Here is a 23,047-nt window from a genome sequence, read left to right on the forward strand (position 1 = left end):
CACCTGGATTGTTTTGAATCGACCATTGCTACAATTATTCCGGTGCTCTGCACCATCCGATTATGTAAGGTGCAGAGCACCAGAATAATTGTAGAAAAAGAGATTTCCGGCCTATTTTGTGGTGCGGCGCACCGTAAGAAACGGCACACGTTATAAGGTTTTTTCAATGGGCCCGTTGCATTCAGCATGGCGGGATGCGTCTCCATCATTCCAGTTTCCTCAATTCATATACCACCTCTTTCAGCTCGCTGTTGAGGATAATTTGTCCTTCGAGCCACTTAATGAGGATATTCTGCTCTTCAAGCCCCTGCACATGGCGTCCCTGCTCGTACTTGCGGAAACCGATGATGTAGGTCTGGTTCAACGGCCGGTACTGGAAGAAATGCAGCTCGTTTTTACGAATTATCATCTCCCTGATCCGCGCCGATTGTTCAAACTGAGGGCCTTGTTTGATCTCCACGCCCTTCTCCCATTCCTTCGCCGAAGCGGTAACCACCTGCTCGTTGGCGGATGTGAGCGTGTAGTATCCTTTTTTCAACCCGATGATCCTGATCACATTGGCATCGCTCCCTACCCAGCTGCTGGCCTGTGGGAACGGCAGCGGCAGGTATTTGTCGGCAGCCACGAAGCGCGCGATCACATTATTATCCTTGCTGTCGGTGAGGATTTTGACATTCGAAGAATATGGTGTCGGCTTGGCAATGGTGATCGTCGAAGTTTCCCGCTCGCTGGGCAGGCCTAATGCCTTTTCCAGCACATCGGCGAGGTAGTAGTAGCCGGTTTCGTTCAAATGGACGGTATTTTCGATGATATCGGCCTTTTTGCTTGTATTCAATATCGAAGTATAAATATCGATAAACTGCTTGCCGCGCTGGGAAGCCACATCGGAAATCGCTTTGGAATACAATTCAAGATCCGCATTGCGGGCATCGATATGCTGTGAAGTATCGGACGAAACGACCGGTATCGTCGAGAGCAGTACCGCCCTCGCACCCAACGACTCTATTTTGTCGATCAGTTTATTCAAACCCTCCTTGAAATGCGACACGCCCGCCTGGCCTTCCTGCGCCTCCACGCCCCCGTACGCAAGGAACACGATGGTCGGGGCCGCTTTGGTGATGTCTTCCATCAAATGCTCGTAAGGTGTCGGCGGATTAGTGTAAGTGCTGCGCGCCTCGCCCCAGACGTTGTCGCCTGTCCAGCCGAGGTTGCGAAATGTAATTCCCTTGTCGGCAAAACGGGTGGTCAGGGCCAGTTCGAGGTAACCGTACTGGAATTCGTTTTCAAAAATGGAATTTCCCAGGAACACCACCCGGTCGCCGTCTTTCAGCAAATTCGGACTTTTGTTCTGGGCGAGGGTTGGTCGACAGACGAGGGTTAGTAATAACAGAAAAATACAAACCGGGAGCCCCGGTAGTCTGGAATTGCTCATTTACTTTGAGTTAAGTGTTTGGCAGAGTACTTTATTAGCATACAAAGACCCAAAGCCGCCGAACTTAACCGTCCCGCCACCCAAAAATCCCGCGTCAGACCTCCTCCGGGATCGGTTGCGCGACCTTCGGGGCCGGGATGACGACAATCGTGATGACCGTGGCCAGTACCAGCGCCACAGCCATCAATGTGTAAGAGGCATTGAAATTCCCCGTTTCGCTATTGAGATACCCCACCAGGTAAGACCCTGCAAACGAACCCAAAGCGCCCAGACTATTGATCAGCCCGATGGCCCCGCCGATCACATTTTTAGGCAAAATCTCCGCGATCGCCGCAAAAAATGGTCCGTAAGGCGTGTACAACGCGCCGCCCGCGACCACAAGCAATGCATAGGCGAGCCAGAATTGCTCCGTCCCGATCCACACCGCCGCATAAAGGCACACGGCAGCTACAAGCAGAAACGGCCAGACAAACACCTTCCGGTTGCCGGTTTTATCCGAAAAATAGGACGCCGCCAGCATCCCTACCACCGCAAACACATAAGGTACGGCAGACAGCCAGCCCGTCGTGACCATATTCATATTCGGCGCTGCCTTGATGATCGATGGCAACCACATTACAAAGCCGTAAACCCCGACGCTCCACAACAGGTATTGCAGGCAAAGCAGGATCACTTTGGTCGATTTGAATGCCTCCGCGTAATTCTTGACCGGCTTGATGCCCGCCTGCTCGGCTTTCAGCTTCTCCTCCACCGCAATTTTTTCTTCTTCCGTGAGCCATTTGGCTTGCATAGGCCGCTCGTCGATGAGCTTCCACCAGATAAACGCCCATAAAATGCCGGGCACGCCCTGAATAATGAACATCCACCGCCAGCCCATCGAATCGATCAGGTAACCCGATAGTACCGACATCCAGAGCACGGTAACCGGGTTGCCCAATATTAAAAACGTATTCGCACGAGAGCGTTCTTCCTTGGTAAACCATTGGCTCAGAAGAATGAGCATCGCCGGCATGACCGCACTTTCGACCACGCCGAGCATGAAACGGATGACGATCAGTGCTGTGGCGTTATTGACCATTCCGGTAGCCGCCGCGAGCCCGCCCCAGAGGATCAACGAAATGAATATCAGCTTCTTGGCCGTTCGCGTGGCCGCATAATGCGCACCGGGAATCTGGAAAAAGAAATACCCCAGAAAGAACAGCGAGCTCAGCAGCGTCGAGGTATTCGGGTCGATTTTAAGGTCGTCGGCCATGCCCCCCGCAACGGCGAACCCGAAATTGGCGCGATCGAGATAGGCAAGGCTGTATGTGACAAAAACGACAGGGATAATCCGGTACCAGCGTACCTGTGCGAGTTGCGGCTTCATGCAGGATTTAGGAAATGATATGCATTAAAAACGCAAATCCCCGACGGTTCTACCATCGGGGATTTCAAATGTTATCGTTACGTTGGGGTTTTGCTTGTCGTCGTTCTACAAATATTGCGTGCCTAGCGGCACTTTTTCGATACCACACAAAAGTACCAAAATCGCGTAGCGATGTAACATTGGTAGCAGGTTCGGATACACAGCCTTCTGAAATGCCGTCAGGCATGCAACAACAAAGAAGCAGCGCCGCCACAAATGCGCTACCTGCTAAAAAGCTTGTAACCAAGGACGAGTGATGCTTTGGTTCTTTTCACATCGATATTGACATACGACGCAAACACACTACGCGGTAAACCATACCGAATCTCGGCACCCCACCTACCTTTGGAAATACCAACGCCTAATGCAAGGCCCGTTCGCGAACGCATTTCCATGTCGCGCTCACGACGACTGGCTGACGACTGCCAACTCGCCAGGTGGAATACAGCCAGCCCATTTACAAATAACCTGGTGTTGTTTGAAAGGAAAAAATAATGGCGAACACCCACCGGCAACTCGACCGCCCAATGGTCGGCATTGAGTTTAAGTCCGAGCAGATCGAGCGGAGTTTTGTAGTTTTGAAGTGTCGGTTCTGCAAGCAACCCCCATTTATTTTTGTTGAATGGCAAAATATACTCCGCTTCCAGACCCAAACGCCCCGAAAAGCTGTTGCGTTTGCTATCCCCATCCGCGAAACGCGTATAGCGCTCGGCTTTCATCATTGCCAGTTCGGCCCCGGGGGTAAGTCTTAGATTGAATGTCTCCCGCGAGACGTCCTTCTTGCTGATTTGAACACCCGGATCGACGCAGCGATTATAGCGATTGAAGCACCGCTCCATATCCGTTTCTGTGTAATTCAAACGGGCTACCCAATTGCCCGGAATGTCCTTGCATTGCAACCCGTTGAGTAATTCCTGACGAAAGCCTAAATTGGAAGCAATATTTCCGTCATTATCGAGATAGCGCTTGTATACCAATGGCGTTATTCGCCCGCCATTTACCTGATAGTAGAACCGTGTAATTCCCGACCAGCGGTACACGTACAATGTAGCAGGGCCGGCAACAAGTGTTTTTAAAAATATTAACTTTTCAACCCAATCCGGTGCCCGCTGAGATGATAAGAGATTAAGTATCACCGGAGACTGATCCACATTGACACGTTCGCGAATATATACCGGTCCATTCTCCGTACCAAATTCCCTGACGTCATCAACACTTGCTTCGCCGAATTCCTCTTTTGAAATCAATTTGTATTTAAAGGATGTGGGATTGCTAACCCAATCGGAATCACGGATGTAGCATTCCGTCCGCTTGCCTTCATTATCAATAAAGTAGCCCTTTTCAAAGCGAATTTGGCCATATGCAGGCCCTAAAAACAACAAACTCAACAAGAAACTGAACAGGTAGTTTTTGGACATAAACACGGATAAGGAAACGTTAAGGAGAAATTGGGTTACAATATATCAAAAAGAAATGCAACTATCTCCAAAACACCCTTTACTCCTTTTGAAACTGCCGGTAGAAAATCCCCGCTTCTCCCAAAGCTTCCTTGCAAATGCTCAACACCCGTTCTACCGGTTCGGCAATGTCTTCCGGGCGGATCGTTTCGCTTTCCAGGACGTCCAGCGGCTCGTCGAGTAAGGTATTCAGACCCATGATCGAAATGGTAGTCTTGATCCCGTGCGCAATGCGGCGGATTTCACCCGGGTCGCGCTTCCCGGTTGCGGCCGACAGTGCTTCCAGTTCCCGGGGCATCAGGTGGAGGAACTGCTCGGTGACCAGCTTTTCATATACGGCATCGCCATTGCTGATCCCCCGCATGTAGTCGAGGTCTATTACTCTGAAAGCATTCGCCACCGAGCCGTTAGCCGGAATGTTTTTAGTGAAATGGGTCAGTATTCTGTCCAGCTCGCTTTCCCTCACCGGTTTGGCGATGTGATCGTCCATACCGAGGCGGATGCATTTTTCCTTCTCGCCTTCCATGGCATGGGCCGTCATGGCAATCACGGGAATAGCCAGTTTCAGTTCCTCGCGTATGATGCGCGTGGCCGTGTAGCCATCCATTCCCGGCATTTGAATATCCATAAAAACGAGGTCGAACGGCTGATGACGAAGTATTTCAATTGCCTCGTGACCATTTGCGGCAACGCGGCTTACAATCCTCCGCTCTTCCAGCAGCCGCATCATAAGTCCCTGATTAATGATATGATCCTCGACGATCAGTACCCGCAGCCCCGGCCTTTGCGGGTGCACGTCATCCATGCGCGCATCCGTGGGAAGCGAGTCGCCCACGACCGCGATCCGGTAGGGAATTGTCACTTTTACAGACGTACCCATGCCCGGCTCGCTCGATAAACTGATGTGCCCGTCCTGCAAATGCACGAGGTCGCGGACAATGGACAAACCCAACCCGGTGCCGCCAAAATGCCGGGTAGTGGAGTCCTCCGCCTGCCGGAACCGCTCAAAAATCGTTTCCAGCCGTTCGTTTTCAATGCCTATACCGGTGTCCGTAACTTCGAAGGTCAGTTGCACCCGGTCGCCGTCGCCGCCATTCCTATTGACCCGGAGATTTACCTCGCCTTTTTCCGTGAATTTGAATGCATTGCTTACCAGATTGACGAGGATTTGCGTCAGCCTGGTCGGATCGCCGGTGATCGTTTCGGGAATTGCCGGGTCGAAGGTTACGACGAGCGGCACCTGCTTTTCCGCCGAGCGGTGGTGAAACATCGTCGCTACCGAATGTACCAATGCTTCGGGCCCGAACGGCACCTGCTCGATCCGCATCATGCCGGATTCTATTTTGGATAAATCGAGAATATCGTTCACGATCGCCAGCAGCGTTTCGCCTGACTGCTGTACTGTGCTGATATGCAGGCGGGTATCCGGGTCCAGTTTTTTCTTTTGGAGGAGATTGGTATAACCTAAAATCGCGTTCAATGGCGTGCGGATCTCGTGGCTCATATTCGCCAGGAAGTTTTCTTTCACGAGCACGGCTTCTTTCAGCTTCCGTTCACTGACATTAAGCTTGCCGATCAGCTCCGCCTGTTTCTTCATGCGCCCTATGATGATCGCGAAAACGGCCGTGAGCAACGCCAATACCCCGACCGTCAGGTATAAATTCCAGCGCAAAACCCGCTGCCCGCTTTGGTCTACCACATCCATTTTCCTCGTCAGTGTGGCACGGCTGGTACTATCGGCCTGATGCGAAAGCCCGCTGCTCATGCGGTATTCGTCGAGCAGGTTTTCATTGGCCGTGATCAGCTCTTCCAGGTTTCGCCGCGTCATGTACTGCACCGCCACCAGTGCGAGCACAGCGGCCACAAAGCCAATGGTAATATAAATGACGAGCGTGCGGACTCTCATGGATTCAGCTTTTCAAAATCACAACACATTCAACCGGCGGTTCAACGCCGCGCGGTAGGTATCGGCGACGGGCACCATTTTCCGGTTAATAATAAGCGTGCCACCCTCGATCGTATCGATTTTACCCACCTGGATGATGAACGACCTGTGCACGCGCAGGAATTTCGATTCGGGGAGCTTGGCTTCGACGTCCTTCAAGGAGGTATGCACGGAGTAAAATTTTTCCAGGGTATACAGTTTGACATAATCCCCCATGGCCTCCGCATACAATATATCACCGATTTTCAGCCGCCGGACAATATTCGAATCCCTGATAAACAAGAAACTATCGTCCTCCATCCGTACCTCCTGTTTTTTACTCCTGAATATTTCCCGGGCCTTTTCGATGGCTTGCAGGAAACGGGCGGGCGTGACGGGTTTGGTGATATAGTCGGCTACATTGAGTTCGAATGCTTCGGCGGCGTATTCTTTTTTGGAGGTAGTAAATATGATCACCGGGTTTTTACCGACCAGCGTTTTCACCAGCTCGATGCCCGTCATCCCTTCCATTTCAATGTCGAGCAGCAGCAGATCCACCTGCTCGTCCATGATCCGGCGGTAAGCGTCCATCGCGTTATCGCATTCACCCAGGAGGACCAGCTCTTTGTCGTGCTTCACTAGTTGCTTCAATGTGGTGCGGGCAATGATGTTGTCGTCGATCACCAGGCAATTCATAATTAACGGTGCTGTTTAGGTTGGAGGAATGCGAAAACCAATGTAGCGAAAAGAAATCACAAAGACACTTCTGCCCTTTTCACCGACAGTTTCTGCCCATCTGCCCACGCGCTGTTTCCCAGGTCGGCGGCACCCGGTAGTTTTGGATCATTCAAACGATCAATCACCAAAAAACATAGCATTACAATGAAAACTTTCATCACATCCGCTATCATCGCCGCATTGGCCATCACAGGAGCTCAGGCACAGACACTTGCCAAAGACACCAAAAAAGAACACCGCGCCGAAAAACACGCCGAAGCCCGCAACGACGTAAGTTCCCGCTCCAAAGACAGCTTCTACGCCGATTTCGGCCAGGTACCTGACGCCAAATGGGTAAGAGGCCCTCAATTCGACGAAGTGACATTTACCAAAGACGGCCAAAAACAGACGGCTTTTTACGACAGCCACTTCATGCTGGTAGGCACCACCGCCGACAAAAAATTCGCAGATATACCTGCCAAAGCACAAAACGAGATCCAGAAACAATTTAAAAACTATGCGATTGGCGCTGTGGTCGAGTACAAAGACAACGAAAACAACAATACCAACATGCTTCTGTACGGCACCCAGTTCGAAGATGCCGACCACTATTTCGTAACTGTTTCGAAAGGAAAAGAAGCCGATGTATTAATGGTCAAAGCCGACGGCCAGGTGTCATTTTTCAGCACCCTGAGGTAGCATGGCGCGAAGCTCTCGCTTCGCGCCCCTTATTTGCAGGCCCCCGGCCGGTGCAGGCGCGAAGGTTGCCTTCGTGCTTCTTATTTGCAGGCCTCCGGCCGGTCTATACCGCAAAACGAAATTGCAGTAACGACCGGCCGAAGGCCTGCGAATAAGGGGTACAAAGCCGGAGCTTTGTACCAACGTCAGCGCCGCTTTTTGGCTTCAACCTGCTGCTCTACAAACGAGAGCAGTTCGTTAAGATTAAACCGCGAAGTATTGTTTGCAGCCGCATACCGCACATAGGGCAATGCTTCCGCCGGCTCGTCCATTTTGAGTAGTATTACAAAAAGCATCCGTGCGCGTTCGAAGCTTTTTTCCGTTCTGAATGCTTTTGAAAAATAATTGACCGCCTGCCTGTTCAAACCCATTGCAATGCTCAACTTGCCTGCATTATCAAGATACACCGGGTTTAGCGGGTCATCCAGCGCCAGCGCCTCGGCGACCCGGAGCATTCGGGTGGTATCTTTGGCAGCGGCATAATGCCGTTGCAGCCGCGACATGGCATCCCGCCAGGAAATTTGCTTCACCACCAATGCACCCGCCAGTTTTTCCTCTTCCGTTTTCTCCCGCTTTTCCTCCGCAGGCATCGGAATGTTGAACGGCCAGCCTTCTTTGAGGATCATCATTTCATATTCCCCTTTCAAAGAATCGACGAGGGTAATGGGCATTTGTTTTTTCAGTATTTCAAAAGGCATTTCAACACGCGATGCGGGAAGAAGTCCTGCTTTTCTAAGGGATTGGTAAAATGCTTCGGAAAGCAATGCGTAACCTTGCAAATTGGGATGCACGTGTTCCAATAATGTCTCCTTCCCCAGAATGCGGCCTGTGGAGTGCTTTTCAAAAAGGTCGCGGGCGTCTACGAGCGTCACGCCCTTATGAGCGTGTGCGACGTCTTTAATAATGGTGTTCAATGCCTCCGGTGCACGGAAACGCAATGCGTCCAGCTCTTTGGCAAGAACGAGTTCCTTTTTCGCGCCTGCGTAATCAGCTTCCTGATACAGTTTAATACCCGACTGATAATGCATATCTGCCGAATTGCCCTGCTTGTCGGGTATGCTGATAAAGGGTTTCAGGTCCTTTTCATTGCTTACGAGATTACTCATGAAAAGTGGAATCCCTTTGGCGCTGGTTAACGCAGCCAATTCGTCCATATTAACCCGGAACTGATCGAGCCCCGCACGGTAATCGTCCGAACCGAATGCGATCTGCTGGTCGGCGGCCATCCGTTTCATCAGATTTTCGCGCAAATCCACTTTTTCTCCCGAAAGCATCTCTGAGAACTTGTCGGTTACCGACGCGATAAGTTGCGTAAGTCTCAAACCACGCAGATTCATTAGCAGCCGCGCCAGGGTTCGGCTATGTCCGATACCTTTGGTGGCGGCGACGCCCATCGCGCCGTAATATTCGTTATGCCCGGTGTAGACGAGCACGGCATCCGGCTCATAATCGAGCATGGCTTTGCCAAAATCGAGCACGGTGTAAGAATTTACAGCGGTAAGCGCGAGGTTAATGATCTCGAAATCACGTTCGGGATAGGTCTGCGCAAGCCTGTATTGCAGCCACCGATGGAAGGAGCCGTTGTTCATGTAGGGATAGCCGATAGTCGTCGATTCGCCCAGAACGAATATGCGAAAGGTGTTCGGTGCTTTCCGGGCCATAAACGGTTCCGCATTCCCGTAGGTAGCATTTTTCTGGTTGGCAAAATAGCGCTTCGAAGCGTGCTGGTTCAATATCAGATAGCCCTTCCGGCCGGGGTCTTCTGTAAAAACTGCTAAATCATGGCCGTAGCCAAACAAACGCAATGCCCCTTCCAGCACCAGCAGTACCAGAAAGGGCATTAACAATACAATCAACTTAAAAAGAGATTCGCGTTTCATTAATTGTTACATGTCTACGGCCGGATACTCGTGCCGTCAAATTTACGAACCTGCCAGTTGGATTTGCTTGTGATCGGGTATTTGGCCGCTTCTTTTTCATCTATATCTACGCCCAGCCCCGGCACCTCGTTCACCGACATGTACCCGTCCTTCATCGTAGGGCACCCTTTGAAAATCGCCTGCGTCTTTTCGTTGAAGCTTACGGCTTCCTGGATACCGAAGTTCCAGACGGCCAGGTCGATGTGCGCGTGTGCCGCGTGGCCTACCGGCGAAACGTCGCCCGGGCCGTGCCAGGCCGTTTTGACATTGAACCACTCGCCCAGCCGCGCCACTTTCATGGCAGGTGTAATGCCGCCGATCTGCGACACATGGCAGCGGATGTAGTCGAACCATTGATTAGCCATCGGGTCACGGAACTCGTTCACGTTGTTGAACAGCTCTCCCATAGCGATCGGCACGGTGGTACTTTGCCGCAACTGACGGAACCAGCCCATGTTTTCGGGTGAAAACGGGTCTTCGATGAAGAATGGCCGGTATTCCTCCAATGCGCGGATCATATTAATGGCATCCATCGGCTGGACGCGCTCGTGGATGTCGTGCAGAAGCTCGATCTCCTCGCCGCAGCGCTTGCGTACAGCTTCAAAAAGCTTCGGTACCGATTTCAGATAGGCCCTTTCGTTCATATAATTGTCGGTAGCGCCGCCAAAACCGGCTGCTTTGAAATCCGGCTTTTGCTCGGTGGCACCCACAGCGCCGTAGCCGCCCTGCTGAATGCGGATGTATTTAAAACCGCGGTCCATAATGCGCTGGACGTCGTCGGCAACGGCCTCGGGCGTATTGCCGTTGGCGTGGGTGTAACACGGTATCGCGAAACGGGCCTTGCCGCCCAGCAACTGGTACACCGGCATACCGGCGCGCTTGCCTTTGATGTCCCACAGCGCCTCGTCGAGCCCGCTCAATGCATTGTTCAGCACGGGACCATTTCGCCAATACGAGCTCACGTAGGTGGAATGCCACATGTCTTCGATATTGTCGACGTCCCTTCCGACGCAGAATTCATTGAGATAGGTATCGATTGCGGTCACCACGGCAAGGGCGCGTTGAGTGAAAGTCGCGCAACCCAGTCCGTAAAGGCCGGGCTCGGTCGTTTCCACTTTCACGACGATCAGGTTGGAACCCTGTGGCGCGGTAGCAATCGCTTTCACGCTCTTTATTTTCAACGGCGCCATGCCTTTCGCGTAGGCGGGTTGCGTGTAATGCTCACGCCCGGCGTATGCGCGGTCGGCGGAACCCAAAAGGCCGAGCAATCCGGCGGCCGATCCGGCTCCCAGCATTTTCAATGCGTCACGACGATTTTGGCCCGGTTCGGAGGTATGATTGTTCATAAAAGTTTGGATTAGGAATGATTGGTTACTTTGATTTGGTCAGGGAATGTTAAGGGGTTAGGAATAGTCATTTGTGGTCAGGAATAGTCATTGGTTGTCAGGAATGGTCATTTGTGGTCGACCATCACGGCAGTGCGAAAGCAATGTACTTTCCTCCCGGTTTATGCCCGTTTTTAGCACCGCCCGCGGCGATCACCACATATTGTTTGCCATTCACCATGTAGGTAGCCGGGGTCGCGAAGCCGCCTGCGGGTAGTTGGTATTCCCAAACGGTTTTACCTGTTTTGCGGTCGAAAGCGCGGATTTTCTCGTCCTTGGTGCCTGCGATGAATACCAGCCCGCCCGCTGTCACAATCGGGCCGCCGTAGTTTTCGGTACCGGTAATGGGGACGCCCTTTTTGGCGAGCTCGGGAAATTCGCCGAGCGGCACGCGCCAGAGGTATTCGCCGGTGTTCAGGTCGATAGCATTGAGCGTGCCCCAGGGCGGTTTAATGGCGGGGTAGCCGTCCGGGTCGAAGAAGCGCGTCCAGCCGTTGTTGATGTAGGGCGGAATATAAGGGAATGCTGATTTCGCTTCTGTTGGCGCTTCGCTGGCGCTGTGGTTTTCGGATACCGGTGCTTTGGCTTCCGGGTTTGTCAGGAATGCAACCAGTTCGTAGCGCTCCTGGTCGGAAATATGCTGGAATGACGGCATCCTTCCGCGCCCGCTTTTGATGATGTTCGCAATTTCGTCCTTCGGCATCCGGTTCCCGACTTGCACCAGGCTCGGGTACTCCTGCCCGCTTCCCTGGCGATCGGCGCGGTGGCAGGCAGCGCAGTTCCGCATGTACACCGCCTGACCGGGTGATGCGGCAGCCTGCTTTGTGCCGCCTCTTCCGTTGTAGTCCATCATTTTCAGGTCCCATACCATTTCGTTGGCATTCTGGTACAAAATGCCTTCCGGATCGGCCGCATTACCGCCCCATTCCGCACCGCCGCCGATGCCCAGGTACAGGCTTCCCTCCTTGCTGGGCGGCATATACTTGTTACCGGAGCGGGTCTGGCTGAATTTTTCCTTCACAAATGCGTGGGCCTCGGGTGTGCGATCGGTAATTTCACTTTCTGTAAAATTCTGCCGCGAAAATGGCGCCGGTTTGGTCGGAAAAGGTTGAGTGGGCCAGGGCTGCTCGCCGGGTAAGTGATAATCTGTTAATGCGGGACGTTCTTTTACGGGGAACAATGGTTTGCCCGTGTCACGGTCGAGGAGGAAAAGGAGGCCGTCTTTGGTAGCCTGGGCCACGGCGTCGATTTTGCGTGGCTTGCCGTTACTGCCTTTGTGCGTTACTGTCAGCAGGTTGGGCTGGCAGGAAATATCCCTGTCCCAAAGGTCGTGGTGCACGGTTTGATAGTACCAGTTCATCTTGCCGGTCTCCGCATTCAGCGATATCACGCAGTTGGCATACAGATTCTTTCCTTCGCGGTCGGCGCCGTAAAAATCCACCGAAGGCGAGCCGGTACCGAAGTACACGGCACCGCGCTTTTCGTCGAGTACCATACCGGCCCAGTTATTGGCCCCGCCAATGCGTTTCCAGGCATTTTCAGGCCAGGTGTCGTGGCCGGGTTCTCCGGGCTCGGGCACTGTATGAAAGGTCCATTTGAGCTTTCCCGTGCGTATGTCGAATGCACGTATGTGCCCGGGCGCGGCGTCCCCGTACTCGGATACACGCGAGCCTATCACGAGGATATCCTTGTAAATCACGCCGGGCGATGTCGCGTCCACCGATAGCTTATCGTTTTCCCGTCCGGGCCGGCCGGTCACACCTTCGCTCAGATCCACTTTTCCGGCGTCGCCAAAGCCTTGCACGAGTTTTCCAGTGGCGGCATCGACGGCACAAAGGTGGTTCCCGGCGGTGTAAAGGATTCTTTTATCCCCGCCGTCTTCCCAAAACATCACACCCCTGTTGGCATGAAAACGCGGCGTGCCGCCTGTGAACGGGTCGAAGCGCCAGAGCTCCTCGCCCGTGTCGGCTTTTAATGCAAACAGGCTCAGATGCGGCGTGGTACCGTACAAAATGCCGTTCACGATGATCGGCTGGCATTGGATTTCCATCGGTCTCCTCGGTGCTGCAATGCCGGCCGGTAATTTTGCCGCGTCGTATTCCCAGGCAACTTTCAGCTGGCTTACATTGCCGGGATTGATCTGCGTTAAAGGCGAATAGCGGTTCCCCGCCTTGTTGCCGCCGTAGGCGAGCCAGTCGGCATTGCGGTCGTCGGGTTGCAGCTCAACGAATGCTACCAATGCTGTTAGCATCGCCGAAATCGACAATATCCGCAAAAATCGCCCCGTCGGACCGACGTTTTTGTGTTGGTTCGCATGCATGGAATGTAATATTGGATGTGCAAATATTGCGGTATGTATAAATATCGCGGTATCAACGATCTACAAATATTGCGGTGCTCTGCACCTTTACGTGCAGGATGTAAAGCGACGGTGCAATCTTTCTACAAATATTGCGGTGCTCTGCACCTTTGCTTGGGGCGTAGAGCACCGTGATATTTGTTAATAGCCTGGGTTTTGGCGCATGTTTACGTTGGCGGTGATCTCGTTGATCGGGATCGGCTGGGCGTAATCCGTGGGTGACCATTCGATGGCCCCGCCGCGGATGCGCTGGTAATAGGCCGCTTCCTTATCGCCTATCTGCCAGCGGCGGACGTCGAGCCACCAATGCCCTTCGCCGAAAAGCTCGGCCCAGCGTTCGTATTTGAGCGGGTCGTTTTTCAGGACGGCGTCGCTCGCCTTCGTCAGGTCGGTGAGGCTTTTGTAATCGACGGCCGAGGGCGTGTTCACGGGCAGGCCGTACGCACGGCGTTTCACCTTGTTGATGTATTCCAATGCGCCTGCATTATCACCCGAATGGCTCAGCGTTTCGGCATATAGCAGGTAAACGTCAGCCAACCTCAGCCACGGGATATTGGCGCCGCTCGACATGTTGATCTCCGCTTCGGTACCCGTCGGGTTGGTGAATTTGCGGAAGCTCCAAGCCTCCATATCCAACTCGGTAATGTCGAGGTAATGCGAGATCGGACGTTTTTTGCCGCTGACAATCATCGAGTCCACGTACGGCTGGTAACAAGCTACCCACAGGCGCGGATCGACCGTCTGCTTTTTCTTCGCTTCGAGGGATCGGGCAATATAGGCGGGATCTACGTTCGAGATATTGGCACTCGTGCTGCCGGGTTTGAAATAATGCCCTTCGTTGAACCCGAACCGTGCAATGTTTTTGGCATGCGGGAACACATTGGACCATGCCGATGCCGCCTGGCCTCCATTGTCGCCCACATATGTAGGCGCGATCACCATACCAATGCTGGAACCCATCGATTGGTCGTCGCCCCCGCGGGCGGTCATGTCCACATTCAGGTTCAGTTCAAAAAGCGATTCGGAGGTAAATTCATTCTTACCATTGAACATATCCTTATACACATCGAACGACACGAGCGATTTGCCGCTGTTGGTCACCACATCGCCGAGGTAGGTTTTGGCATTGGCCCAATCGGCCTGGTAGGCGTAAATTTTACCTAAAAACCCCTTCACCGCCCAGCCCGAAACCTTGTACTTGTCGGTGGCACCGGTCCAGTTGACACCATTCAGCAACCCTTCCGCCGTTTTGAGATCGCCAATGATGAAATCCCAGGTTTCTTTCACGGTGCTGCGGGCTACCTGCGTCTCGTCGAGGCTGGCAGCGACTTCCGTGAGGATCGGCACGCCCAGTTTACCGCCTTCCGTACCTGCATTGAAGCCCTCGCCCCAGGTGGTTACCAGGTAAAAGTAGTACCACGCGCGGAGGAATAACGCCTGGCCTTTGATCTGATCGATGGCCTTGCTGTCATTCGGGGATTTCTGGCGTACCGCTTCCAGACTGGCCAGCAGGGTATTTGTCCGCTGCACGCCGCGCCACAGCTCGCGCCAGTTGTCGTACAGGAAGCTGTCGTTCGGCTGGGAGTTGTTCTGCCCGAGCTGGATCCACGTAGGCGTCCCCTGCCAGCTCAGGTCGGTGGTGTGGTCCCACAGCCAGGAATTCTTGGCCAGCATGGTGTGCCCGTAGAGGCCGTTGGCGTGCTGCGTCGCGTAGGCGCCGGTCAGCAGCTGTTCCAGGTCGGCTACGGTCTGCGGGTATTGCGCGGGCGTGAGCGCGCCGGGGTTATCGACGTTTACAAAATCGTCGCTGCATGAGGCCATGGCAGTCAGCATGACGAGCATCAGCAGTTTGTGAAATATTTTCATTGCCTTGATTCGCGTTTTGGTCAATTAAAAATTCAGGTCGATACCCATGGACAGCAGGCGTGTGCGCGGATAGGAATAGATCGTATCCAGTCCGCGGGCCGTCGTTCCGTTCCGGCCGAGTATTTCCGGGTCCAGACCGGAATATTTGGTGAAAGTCAGCAGATTCTGTGCCTGAAAATAAATGCGCAGGCCCGTCATTTTCCACTGTTTCACCAGGTTAGCCGGCAATGCGTAGCCTACTTGCAGGTTGCGGAGTTTCAGGAACGAGCCATTCTCTACCACAAAGGACGAAATGCGGGTATAGTTCGAGTTCGGGTCGCGCAGGTAGTTGCCCGACGCATCCGTAGTACCCACGCGCGGCTGGTCGGTCAGGCCGTTGCCATTGAAGAACGAGGTATTGAAAATGTCGCCCGTGGTGTTGTAATCTCCTACAAAGAACTGGGTGTAGTATTTGTTTCCATTAAATACATCAACCCCCTGAACACCCTGGAACATCGCCTGTACGTCGATACCCTTCCAGCCGACGTTGAGCGAAAAGCCGTAGGTCATTTTCGGCCATGGGTTGCCGATAAACGTTTTGTCGTCAATCGTAATGCGGCCGTCGCCATTGATATCCCTGAATTTCAGGTCACCAGCGCCGGTTCCGGCATTCTGGTAAAATACGGATGTCGAGCCGGCCGCTTCCTGTGCTTTCTGGTTGAGGGCCTGTACATCGGTATTATTCTGAAAAATACCGTCGACGATGTAGCCATAAAACTGCGCCAAAGGCTTGCCCGCCTGGGTACGGCTCACGCTGCTTTCGAGGTAATCACCTGCCGCCCCGTCGTTGATCGGGTTGTTGTTCGTTCCGCTCAGCTGCTTCACGAGGTTGCGGTTGAATGCCGCATTGGCACTCACCGAGTAGGTAAAATCCTTCACTTTGCCGCGATAGTCCACCGCCAGTTCAAGCCCTTTGTTACTCATCTGACCGATATTGGTATACACACTCGATCCATAGAAGCCTGCGGAAACCGGAACCGGAACCTGGTAAATCATATCCTGCGTCTGGCGGCTGTACCAGTCGGCCGTGATATTCAATGCATTTTTGAACAAGCCGAGGTCGAGGCCGATGTCGGTTTGGTTCACCTGTTCCCATTTGATGTTCTGATTGGGCAGCTGGGCGGTCAATGCGTAACCTTTGGAGCGCGTGCCATCGGGCAAGCCCAGGATATTGGTACCGCCGGTTCCGCCGTAGGAAGCCTGATAGGTGTATTGCAGAATACTCGAAGTGCTACCCAGCTTGCCGTAGCTCGCGCGGAGTTTCAGGTTGGATATCTGGTGCACATTATCGCGGATAAACGCCTCCTCGCTCATTTTCCAGCCTACTGAAAATGAAGGGAATACCCCCCATTTGTTGGCTGGACCGAAGCGGTCGGAACCATCCCGGCGAACGTTGGCCGTGAACAGGTATTTATCGGCGAATGTATAGTTGATCCGCCCGAACTGCGAGAGCAACCGCGTTTGCGGGAACTCGCCGCCGCTGGCCCGGTAAGTGCTCGGGTTAGTGGTCATACCGAGGTTGTAGGTGATCACCTGGAAGCCCTGCGCTTCGCCATGCAGGTTGCTCAGGTTCGACTGGTAGGCTTCGTAACCCGCCATCGCTTTAATTTCGTGACGCCCAAAAGTCTTCGCATAGGTGAGCACGAAGTTACCGGTGAAATTGCGGGTATTGTTCTGGTCACGGCTCAGGAACGCATTCACGTTTTTGAGGGTACCAAAATCATAGGCCTCCGTGAATTTATAGTTGTTCACCGCATAAATCGAAGCGCCGAATGTGGAGCGGAAGTTCAAACCTTTGATGATCTCCCAATCGAGGTACACATTGCCTTCCAGCGCGTACTGATTGTTTTTGGCATGGTTAATGAGCTCATTGCCTACCAGGTTCGGGCCTGTGAAGAAAGTACCGGTTTTCGCCCAGCCGCCGACAGGATTGGTAGGGTCATACACCGGGATTACCGGGGCCGAACGGAACGGGAATGTACTGGTTTGCACCGGGTTGTTGCGGGTACTCCATCCGTAGAGCGTCTCCCCTACTTTCAGACGGTTGTTGATCTTGAAATCCGCATTGGAACGGATGCCGTAGCGTTCGAACCAGTTGTCGATCATCGTACCGCCTTCACGCTGGTAGTTAGCCGAGAGGTAGTAATTGGTTTTAGGCGTAGCGCCCGAGAGCGATAACGAATAGCTCTGATCGCTGCCGTTCTGGTAAACCTGGTCTGCCCAGTCATTGTCCGGCAATGTGGCCGGATCGCCCCAGCCGCTGACGTTCACACCGGATGCCGCCTTGGCCTTCACGTAGTCGGGCGTGTTCAGCATTGTATAGAGATTACGTGGCTGGCGCACGCCGTAGTAGGCATTGAAATTGATATTCATCTTGTCCGAACCCTGTGTACCGCGTTTGGTAGTGACGAGCACTACCCCTCCCGCAGCCTGCGCGCCGTAAATGGCCGCGGCACTCGCATCTTTCAATATTTCTATGGACTCGACGTCCTGCAAGTTGAAGTTGTTGCCGGCGGACATCCGGATACCATCGACGATGTACAACGGCGCCATACCCCCGATCGACCCTACACCGCGGATCACGATGTCGGACGAGGCACCCGGCGAACCGTCGGTGCGGGTTACCTGGACGCCCGCCGCACGTCCCTGCAATGCCTCGTTCACGCTGCGTACGGGCAAGCTTTTGATGTCTTCCGCTTTCACGGACGACACGGAACCCGTCAGGTCGGAACGCTTTTGCGTGCCGTAACCTACTACTACCACCTCTTCCAATGCCTTGTTGTCGACTTTCAGGGTGACGTCGATCTGGCTGCGGCGGCCTACTATCACTTCCTGCGACATAAATCCGACAAACGAGAATGTCAGCACCGCGTCGGCGTCGGTGATATCGATGTTGAAAACGCCCTGCTCGTTGGTGGAAGTACCGCGCTGGGTGCCTTTCTGAATCACGTTCACACCCGCGAGCGGCTCGCCTTTTTCGTCGCTCACCTTACCCGTGACGCTGATATCGAAGATCGTTTGCAGGTTGACCTTCTTTCGCATCAGTTCCGTCATTTTTTCCTTCAAAACCACATCGGACGTGAAAGAATAAGGTTCTTTCAGGCTCGCCTCTTCCTTCGGTTTGCGGACCGGTTCGCGCTTTTTCTTCACGATGATCGTCTTGTCGACGATATTATAGGTCAATGGCTGCCCGGCAAAGCAGGCGTCCAATACCTCTTTTAAAGGTGCGTTCGTCACATTGATATTGACCTTTTCGGCCTGATCCAGCATTTCGAGATCGCAAATGAAGAGGTAGCCCGTTTGTTTCCTGACGGTCCTGAGCACTTCCAGTAAAGTTGCGTCCTTCTTTTTGATCGATACCTGCTGGGCGAACGAATCTTCGGCCAGCACCTGCAACGTACCAATCAGGAATATCAACACGGTTAATTTCATCGTCAGGAGGACTTTGCCAAAGTCGGTTCGGTGTTTTACGGCGTAAGCTTCCCACAGAGAACGCATTAGTATATACGCTTTCCACAGGACAGTTTTGCCCTTGTATACAAATTTCATAGTTTTGTATGCCTGGTTAAAAGTGAATGTATCGTTGTCCAATGATATCAGGACTGATCAGGCGGGCCGGGTGCGGTCGCAACGCATCCGGTCTTTTTCCTCATCATCCTTTCCGGTAAGCTGCTCAGGAAGAGTTCAGGAGGCTCATGTCAAGGGTAGTTTTAAGTTGAAGGTATTTCAATCTGTATTTTTCACGGTAATTTTCCTGTCGTCGATCCGGAACTGTATACCGCCCGTCATTTCGAGCATTTTCAACACTTCCGACACATTGTTTTTGCGCGAGATCGTCCCGGCAAACGACTTTCGTTCCACACTCCCCTCATATTTTACATCCAGGTCGTACCAGCGTGAAATCTGCCGCATGATTTCCCGGATATTCCCGTTGAACTCGAACCGCCCTTCCTTCCAGGCCACCACGCTCTCGGTATCAACCGTTTTAATGGCAATGTCCCGCACGGCTTCACCCGTCGTCACGCGCGCCTGCTGGCCGGGCGAGAGCACTTTGGTCACTTCGTCCTTTTTCACGCGCACGGAACCTTCCAATAATGTAGTCTGCATAGTAGGTTCGTCGCCGTAGGAGCTGATATTGAAATGTGTACCCAAAACGGTGATTTCCATATCCTTACCTTTCGCATTCTTATCCACCACCTGCACCAGGAACGGCCTGGTTTTGTCGGGTTCTATTTCAAAATACACCTCGCCGGTCATTTCAACATCCCGCCTGTCGCCTTTGAATGCGGTAGGATATTTCAAACTCGATCCGGCATTGAGCCAGGCGCGGGAGCCATCCGGCAACACTATTTTATATTGCCCGCCCAACGGTGTCCTGAGCACATTGTAGGCCACAGTTACATCATTTCCTGCATTTTTGCCATAAATCACTTCTCCTTTCGACTTATCGATCGTCGTTCCGGGTTGTACCGAAAGGTTCCCTTCGGTGATCGTATTCAAATCGTACGTCCGGCCGTTGGCCAGGGTAAGGCTTGCTTTATTGCCTCCCGCAGGCACATCGTCCCCGTACACACTATGCATGATTGCCACCTGCGGCACAGGCTTCGCCCGGTTAACCCATCGATAACCGCCGTACGCGATTAACAGCACCACCGAGGCCGCCACGAGCCTGAATAGCCACATCGGGCGGTTGGCGCCTATCTCCGGCTCACTGGCGCTGAGCTCCTGCTCAGTGTCCCGTGCAGTAGCTGAGAATATCGAGCTCAGAATATCCTCAGCCGTTTCATCGGACAGCGTATGCTTCGTCCCGTCGCTTCGGATAAACTGATCGATCAGGCCGTTGATCTGCTCGCGGTTATCGTCCGAAAGCAGCAAGGCCATCAGCTCTTCCCGTTCTTCGTCGGTTATTTTTTTTTCACAATACCGGAAAAACAAGTCGTCCAGTCGTCGGTTTTGCATGGGTAGTCAGGATTACGGACGGCTTATACCGACCTTCACCTGTAAAGACTTCCGCCGGAAGATTTCGGGGGACAATGCGACAAAAAAAAGTTTAAAAATTAATTTACCAGGAAAAACAGCAACCAGGAAATGGAAATTTCGAGCTTCAATTTGCTGTACGCGCGGATGTGGCGCAATGCACGTGCGAGGTGGGTTTTAACGGTTTCAGAAGAAATACGGAGCTTTTTCGCGATTTCGTCGCGCTTCAATTCCTGCTCCTTGCTCATGAGATAAACCTGCTTTTGTTGCGCCGGTAAAAGCTCCACCGCCTGGTGTACGATTTCCTCGATTTCGAGGTCGAGAATACGATTGTAAGTGGTGTTTTCAGCGACCGGAAGTTCGAGTTGGAGGTCATCGACGAGTTGCTGCTGCCGCGCCATTCTTTTGAGGGCGGAAAACACGTGGTTACGCGTCATGATGAAGAGGTAATCCTCGAAACCGGCTATTTCAAGCAGGTTTTCTCTTTTTACCCATAATTTCAAAAACACATCCTGAACCACTTCTTCGGCCAGAAAACTGGAATGGGTGAGCCGGAATGCGGCGGAATAGACTTTATCACGGTACCAGTGAAACAGGGTGGCAAATGCCTTTTCGCTGCCTGCCGCAATAGCTGTCAGCAACTCCGCTTCATTATGTAACGCGTCTATCTTCAATGGAATACATGGCGATTTCTACAAATGTAAAAATCAAAACGCATCAAATAGGAAAATATGGTTATTAAATGTTTTTAAAAAGAGAAAATGGGAAAGAAGGAGGAAAGGGGAAAAAGTTGCGCGTAGTCTCTTTTCACCTGCCCCTTCCTCCCCTTCCACCCTATTTCAAAATCTTCTTCATCTTCTGATAAATCTCCGTATTCTCATACACCCCTCTGAAATCCAGCGAATGCGGGCCGTAGGCGAATACCGGCACCATAATGCCGGTGTGGTCGCCGGTACTGAACTGGCCGTCGACGTAGCCGGTTTTCAGGTTGCCGTCCAGGAGCGTGAGGCCGCCGGTTTCGTGGTCGGCCGTGACGATGACGAGCGTTTCGCCATTGGAATCGGCGAAGCGAAGGGCCTCTCCTACCAGTTTGTCAAAATCGAGCATTTCGGTCACTACGTACGGTACGATGTTCGCGTGGCCGCCGTAATCCACCTGCGCGCCCTCGGCCATCATGAAAAAGCCTTTCGGGTTCGATTGCAGCGATTGCAGTGTTTTGTGAAACGAATCTTTCAGGAAATCGCCGCGCCCTTTCTGCATCGATACCACATGCTTGTCGTCCAGCAACACGAACGGGGCTTTCATACCGGCCAGTTCATTCCAGTTATCCGACACCTGGAAGCCGCGTGCTTTCAGCGAATCGACGGTTTTGGTTTTGGCGAAATGGCTGTAACCGCCGCCGATCAGCACGTCGACCGGCTCTTTGAGGTAATCCGTCGCGATCTCGTCCATCTGGCTCCGCTCGGGGCGGTGTGCGTAAAAGCAGGCCGGCGTCGCATCGGTAATGTCACCCGCGGAGATCAATGCCGATTTTCTGCCCGTCGCTTTTACCTGACGGATAATGGACGGCACCGCCACGAGGTTGGAGTCCACCCCAATGGCCCGGTTGCGGGTTTTATGGCCGGTACCGAAAGCGGTGGCACCCGCGGCGGAATCGGTAATGTAGTTATCGGAAGACGCCGTTTTCGAGAAACCGATATTGAGGAATTTGCCCAGGTTCAGCTCACCACGGTTCGCCGTGAGGCCCGAATGAATTTGTGCCAAACCCATCCCGTCGCCGATCAGCAGGATAATGTTCTTCACCTTGCCCAGGCCGTCGTTGTTTTTGTAGGTGGGTTGATAGGGTTTGTAAAACTCGTTGTTTTTGTATTCCGCGTTCTTGCGGCCACTGAGAAATGTACCCAACTCGGCCACATGATCTGTATTGATGTAATCCGCCCCAAGGTTCATCAGCACTTTCCAGGCATTGATGTTATCCGGACTGGCCCAAAAACGGAACGGCTTGCCCATCGCATGAGCCTGCGTGATGGCATCCACCAGCGCCTTGCGGTCTTTCTCGACCGGAATACCCTTTCCGTTCCATTGCGAATACTTGTGAAAATCCTGGCTGATCATGCCGAGGCGGGTGGCCTGCGCGGACGTGTAGGTGGTACCCGGACGACCATCGAAGAAAATATAGGCCGGATATTGCTCAAATTCAGCCGGCGGGGGTGTATTGCCGCTCAACACCACTTTCACGGAGCCTTTCGGGGCGAGCAGCGCCTCGTGCGGCGCGAGCGCTTTGACCAATGCGGGCAAAGTAGTTTTGTAAGTGGTTTTCAAATCCACCAGCAGGGTCATTATGCGGCTTTTATCCTTAAATATGGTGCCCTGGTTTTGGGTTATCTGCTTGATGATCTGCTGCAAATACAATTTCTCGAAAGTGCGGTCGGCGCTGATATCTTTGGAATCGTGCGCCACGAAAAGCGTGTCGTTTCGGAAATGCACATCGGCCTCCACCGAGCCGAACTGGTGCTGGTAAGCGAGCTTGAACGGCGCCGCCTGCATGTAATCGTTATGCGAATGCGCGCGCGACAATGGATTTTCAGTGCTCTGCTGCGCGGAAACCGCCCAGGGCAAAAGGGCAAAAAGGGGAATTGTGAATCGGGAAAAAGCTTTCATGAATGGTTATCCCGGCGGTTTGAACATCTGGTTGGAACCGGGAATGGCCGCAAATATCCATTGAAATGACATTCGCCGCGCCGCAAATACCATTTTCATAACAATTATTTAAAACCGGCGGATGGCCGCGCACGGTACACACGTCCGCCGGAAGGCCGGGCGAGATGC

At 53.0% G+C, this 23,047-nt stretch carries 15 protein-coding genes; 1 reads left to right on the forward strand and 14 read right to left on the reverse strand.

Features of this window, described 5'->3' with window-relative positions:
• The 6 genes from BMW93_RS35700 to BMW93_RS14530 all read right to left on the reverse strand — a co-directional run.
• A partial coding sequence (locus BMW93_RS35700) for a hypothetical protein (RefSeq protein ID WP_218147696.1) occupies positions 1-209 on the reverse strand: 209 nt, incomplete at its 3' end.
• Entirely contained in the window at positions 206-1,432 is a 1,227-nt protein-coding gene (locus BMW93_RS14510; RefSeq protein ID WP_090377196.1) for a GDSL-type esterase/lipase family protein, read from the reverse strand. The genes BMW93_RS35700 and BMW93_RS14510, both read right to left, overlap by 4 nt.
• A 94-nt stretch (positions 1,433-1,526) precedes the next feature.
• Complete coding sequence (locus tag BMW93_RS14515) at positions 1,527-2,798, reverse strand: MFS transporter (protein WP_090377199.1); 1,272 nt, start codon at positions 2,796-2,798, stop codon at positions 1,527-1,529.
• Between the two features lie 260 nt (positions 2,799-3,058).
• The gene (locus tag BMW93_RS14520) at positions 3,059-4,255 is read right to left on the reverse strand and encodes a hypothetical protein (protein WP_090377202.1); all 1,197 of its coding nucleotides are present in this window, start codon (positions 4,253-4,255) and stop codon (positions 3,059-3,061) included.
• A 79-nt stretch (positions 4,256-4,334) separates the two neighbouring features.
• Positions 4,335-6,200 (reverse strand): ATP-binding protein, encoded by a 1,866-nt coding sequence (locus BMW93_RS14525; protein WP_090377205.1) that lies wholly within the window; start codon positions 6,198-6,200, stop codon positions 4,335-4,337.
• Between the two features lie 18 nt (positions 6,201-6,218).
• The gene (locus BMW93_RS14530) at positions 6,219-6,914 is read right to left on the reverse strand and encodes a LytTR family DNA-binding domain-containing protein (RefSeq protein WP_090377207.1); all 696 of its coding nucleotides are present in this window, start codon (positions 6,912-6,914) and stop codon (positions 6,219-6,221) included.
• A gap of 186 nt (positions 6,915-7,100) precedes the next feature.
• Between BMW93_RS14530 and BMW93_RS14535 the strand changes: the two genes are divergently transcribed.
• Positions 7,101-7,634: a hypothetical protein gene (locus BMW93_RS14535; RefSeq protein ID WP_090377209.1), complete on the forward strand. Its 534-nt coding sequence runs from the start codon at positions 7,101-7,103 to the stop codon at positions 7,632-7,634.
• Between the two features lie 185 nt (positions 7,635-7,819).
• Here the strand turns inward: BMW93_RS14535 and BMW93_RS14540 are convergent, their stop codons facing one another.
• The 8 genes from BMW93_RS14540 to BMW93_RS14575 all read right to left on the reverse strand — a co-directional run bounded on the left by BMW93_RS14540 (position 7,820) and on the right by BMW93_RS14575 (position 22,879).
• Positions 7,820-9,553 (reverse strand): SGNH/GDSL hydrolase family protein, encoded by a 1,734-nt coding sequence (locus tag BMW93_RS14540; protein WP_090377212.1) that lies wholly within the window; start codon positions 9,551-9,553, stop codon positions 7,820-7,822.
• A 14-nt stretch (positions 9,554-9,567) separates the two neighbouring features.
• Positions 9,568-10,938 (reverse strand): enolase C-terminal domain-like protein, encoded by a 1,371-nt coding sequence (locus BMW93_RS14545; protein WP_090377215.1) that lies wholly within the window; start codon positions 10,936-10,938, stop codon positions 9,568-9,570.
• A gap of 124 nt (positions 10,939-11,062) precedes the next feature.
• Positions 11,063-13,297 (reverse strand): pyrroloquinoline quinone-dependent dehydrogenase, encoded by a 2,235-nt coding sequence (locus BMW93_RS14550; protein ID WP_090377218.1) that lies wholly within the window; start codon positions 13,295-13,297, stop codon positions 11,063-11,065.
• Between the two features lie 180 nt (positions 13,298-13,477).
• Positions 13,478-15,202 (reverse strand): RagB/SusD family nutrient uptake outer membrane protein, encoded by a 1,725-nt coding sequence (locus tag BMW93_RS14555; RefSeq protein WP_090377221.1) that lies wholly within the window; start codon positions 15,200-15,202, stop codon positions 13,478-13,480.
• A gap of 24 nt (positions 15,203-15,226) precedes the next feature.
• The gene (locus BMW93_RS14560) at positions 15,227-18,790 is read right to left on the reverse strand and encodes a TonB-dependent receptor (RefSeq protein WP_229240439.1); all 3,564 of its coding nucleotides are present in this window, start codon (positions 18,788-18,790) and stop codon (positions 15,227-15,229) included.
• Between the two features lie 177 nt (positions 18,791-18,967).
• Positions 18,968-20,200, reverse strand: a complete 1,233-nt coding sequence (locus BMW93_RS14565; RefSeq protein ID WP_090377224.1) for a FecR family protein — start codon at positions 20,198-20,200, stop codon at positions 18,968-18,970.
• Between the two features lie 98 nt (positions 20,201-20,298).
• Positions 20,299-20,892, reverse strand: coding sequence for an RNA polymerase sigma factor (locus BMW93_RS14570; protein WP_090377227.1), 594 nt, complete (start codon positions 20,890-20,892; stop codon positions 20,299-20,301).
• Positions 20,893-21,052: 160 nt separating this feature from the next.
• Positions 21,053-22,879, reverse strand: a complete 1,827-nt coding sequence (locus tag BMW93_RS14575; RefSeq protein WP_090377230.1) for an alkaline phosphatase — start codon at positions 22,877-22,879, stop codon at positions 21,053-21,055.
• Positions 22,880-23,047: the final 168 nt, after the last annotated feature.

Origin of the sequence: Dyadobacter sp. SG02 (genome assembly GCF_900109045.1) — a bacterium.
Taxonomy (GTDB): Bacteria; Bacteroidota; Bacteroidia; order Cytophagales; family Spirosomataceae; genus Dyadobacter.

Bases quoted from the DNA above. Each gene is read 5' to 3' on its own strand.
- BMW93_RS14510 (WP_090377196.1), bottom strand. From the start codon at position 1,432: ATGAGCAATTCCAGACTACCGGGGCTCCCGGTTTGTATTTTTCTGTTA.
- BMW93_RS14515 (WP_090377199.1), bottom strand. From the start codon at position 2,798: ATGAAGCCGCAACTCGCACAGGTACGCTGGTACCGGATTATCCCTGTC.
- BMW93_RS14520 (WP_090377202.1), bottom strand. From the start codon at position 4,255: ATGTCCAAAAACTACCTGTTCAGTTTCTTGTTGAGTTTGTTGTTTTTA.
- BMW93_RS14525 (WP_090377205.1), bottom strand. From the start codon at position 6,200: ATGAGAGTCCGCACGCTCGTCATTTATATTACCATTGGCTTTGTGGCC.
- BMW93_RS14530 (WP_090377207.1), bottom strand. From the start codon at position 6,914: ATGAATTGCCTGGTGATCGACGACAACATCATTGCCCGCACCACATTG.
- BMW93_RS14535 (WP_090377209.1), top strand. From the start codon at position 7,101: ATGAAAACTTTCATCACATCCGCTATCATCGCCGCATTGGCCATCACA.
- BMW93_RS14540 (WP_090377212.1), bottom strand. From the start codon at position 9,553: ATGAAACGCGAATCTCTTTTTAAGTTGATTGTATTGTTAATGCCCTTT.
- BMW93_RS14545 (WP_090377215.1), bottom strand. From the start codon at position 10,938: ATGAACAATCATACCTCCGAACCGGGCCAAAATCGTCGTGACGCATTG.
- BMW93_RS14550 (WP_090377218.1), bottom strand. From the start codon at position 13,297: ATGCATGCGAACCAACACAAAAACGTCGGTCCGACGGGGCGATTTTTG.
- BMW93_RS14555 (WP_090377221.1), bottom strand. From the start codon at position 15,202: ATGAAAATATTTCACAAACTGCTGATGCTCGTCATGCTGACTGCCATG.
- BMW93_RS14560 (WP_229240439.1), bottom strand. From the start codon at position 18,790: ATGAAATTTGTATACAAGGGCAAAACTGTCCTGTGGAAAGCGTATATA.
- BMW93_RS14565 (WP_090377224.1), bottom strand. From the start codon at position 20,200: ATGCAAAACCGACGACTGGACGACTTGTTTTTCCGGTATTGTGAAAAA.
- BMW93_RS14575 (WP_090377230.1), bottom strand. From the start codon at position 22,879: ATGAAAGCTTTTTCCCGATTCACAATTCCCCTTTTTGCCCTTTTGCCC.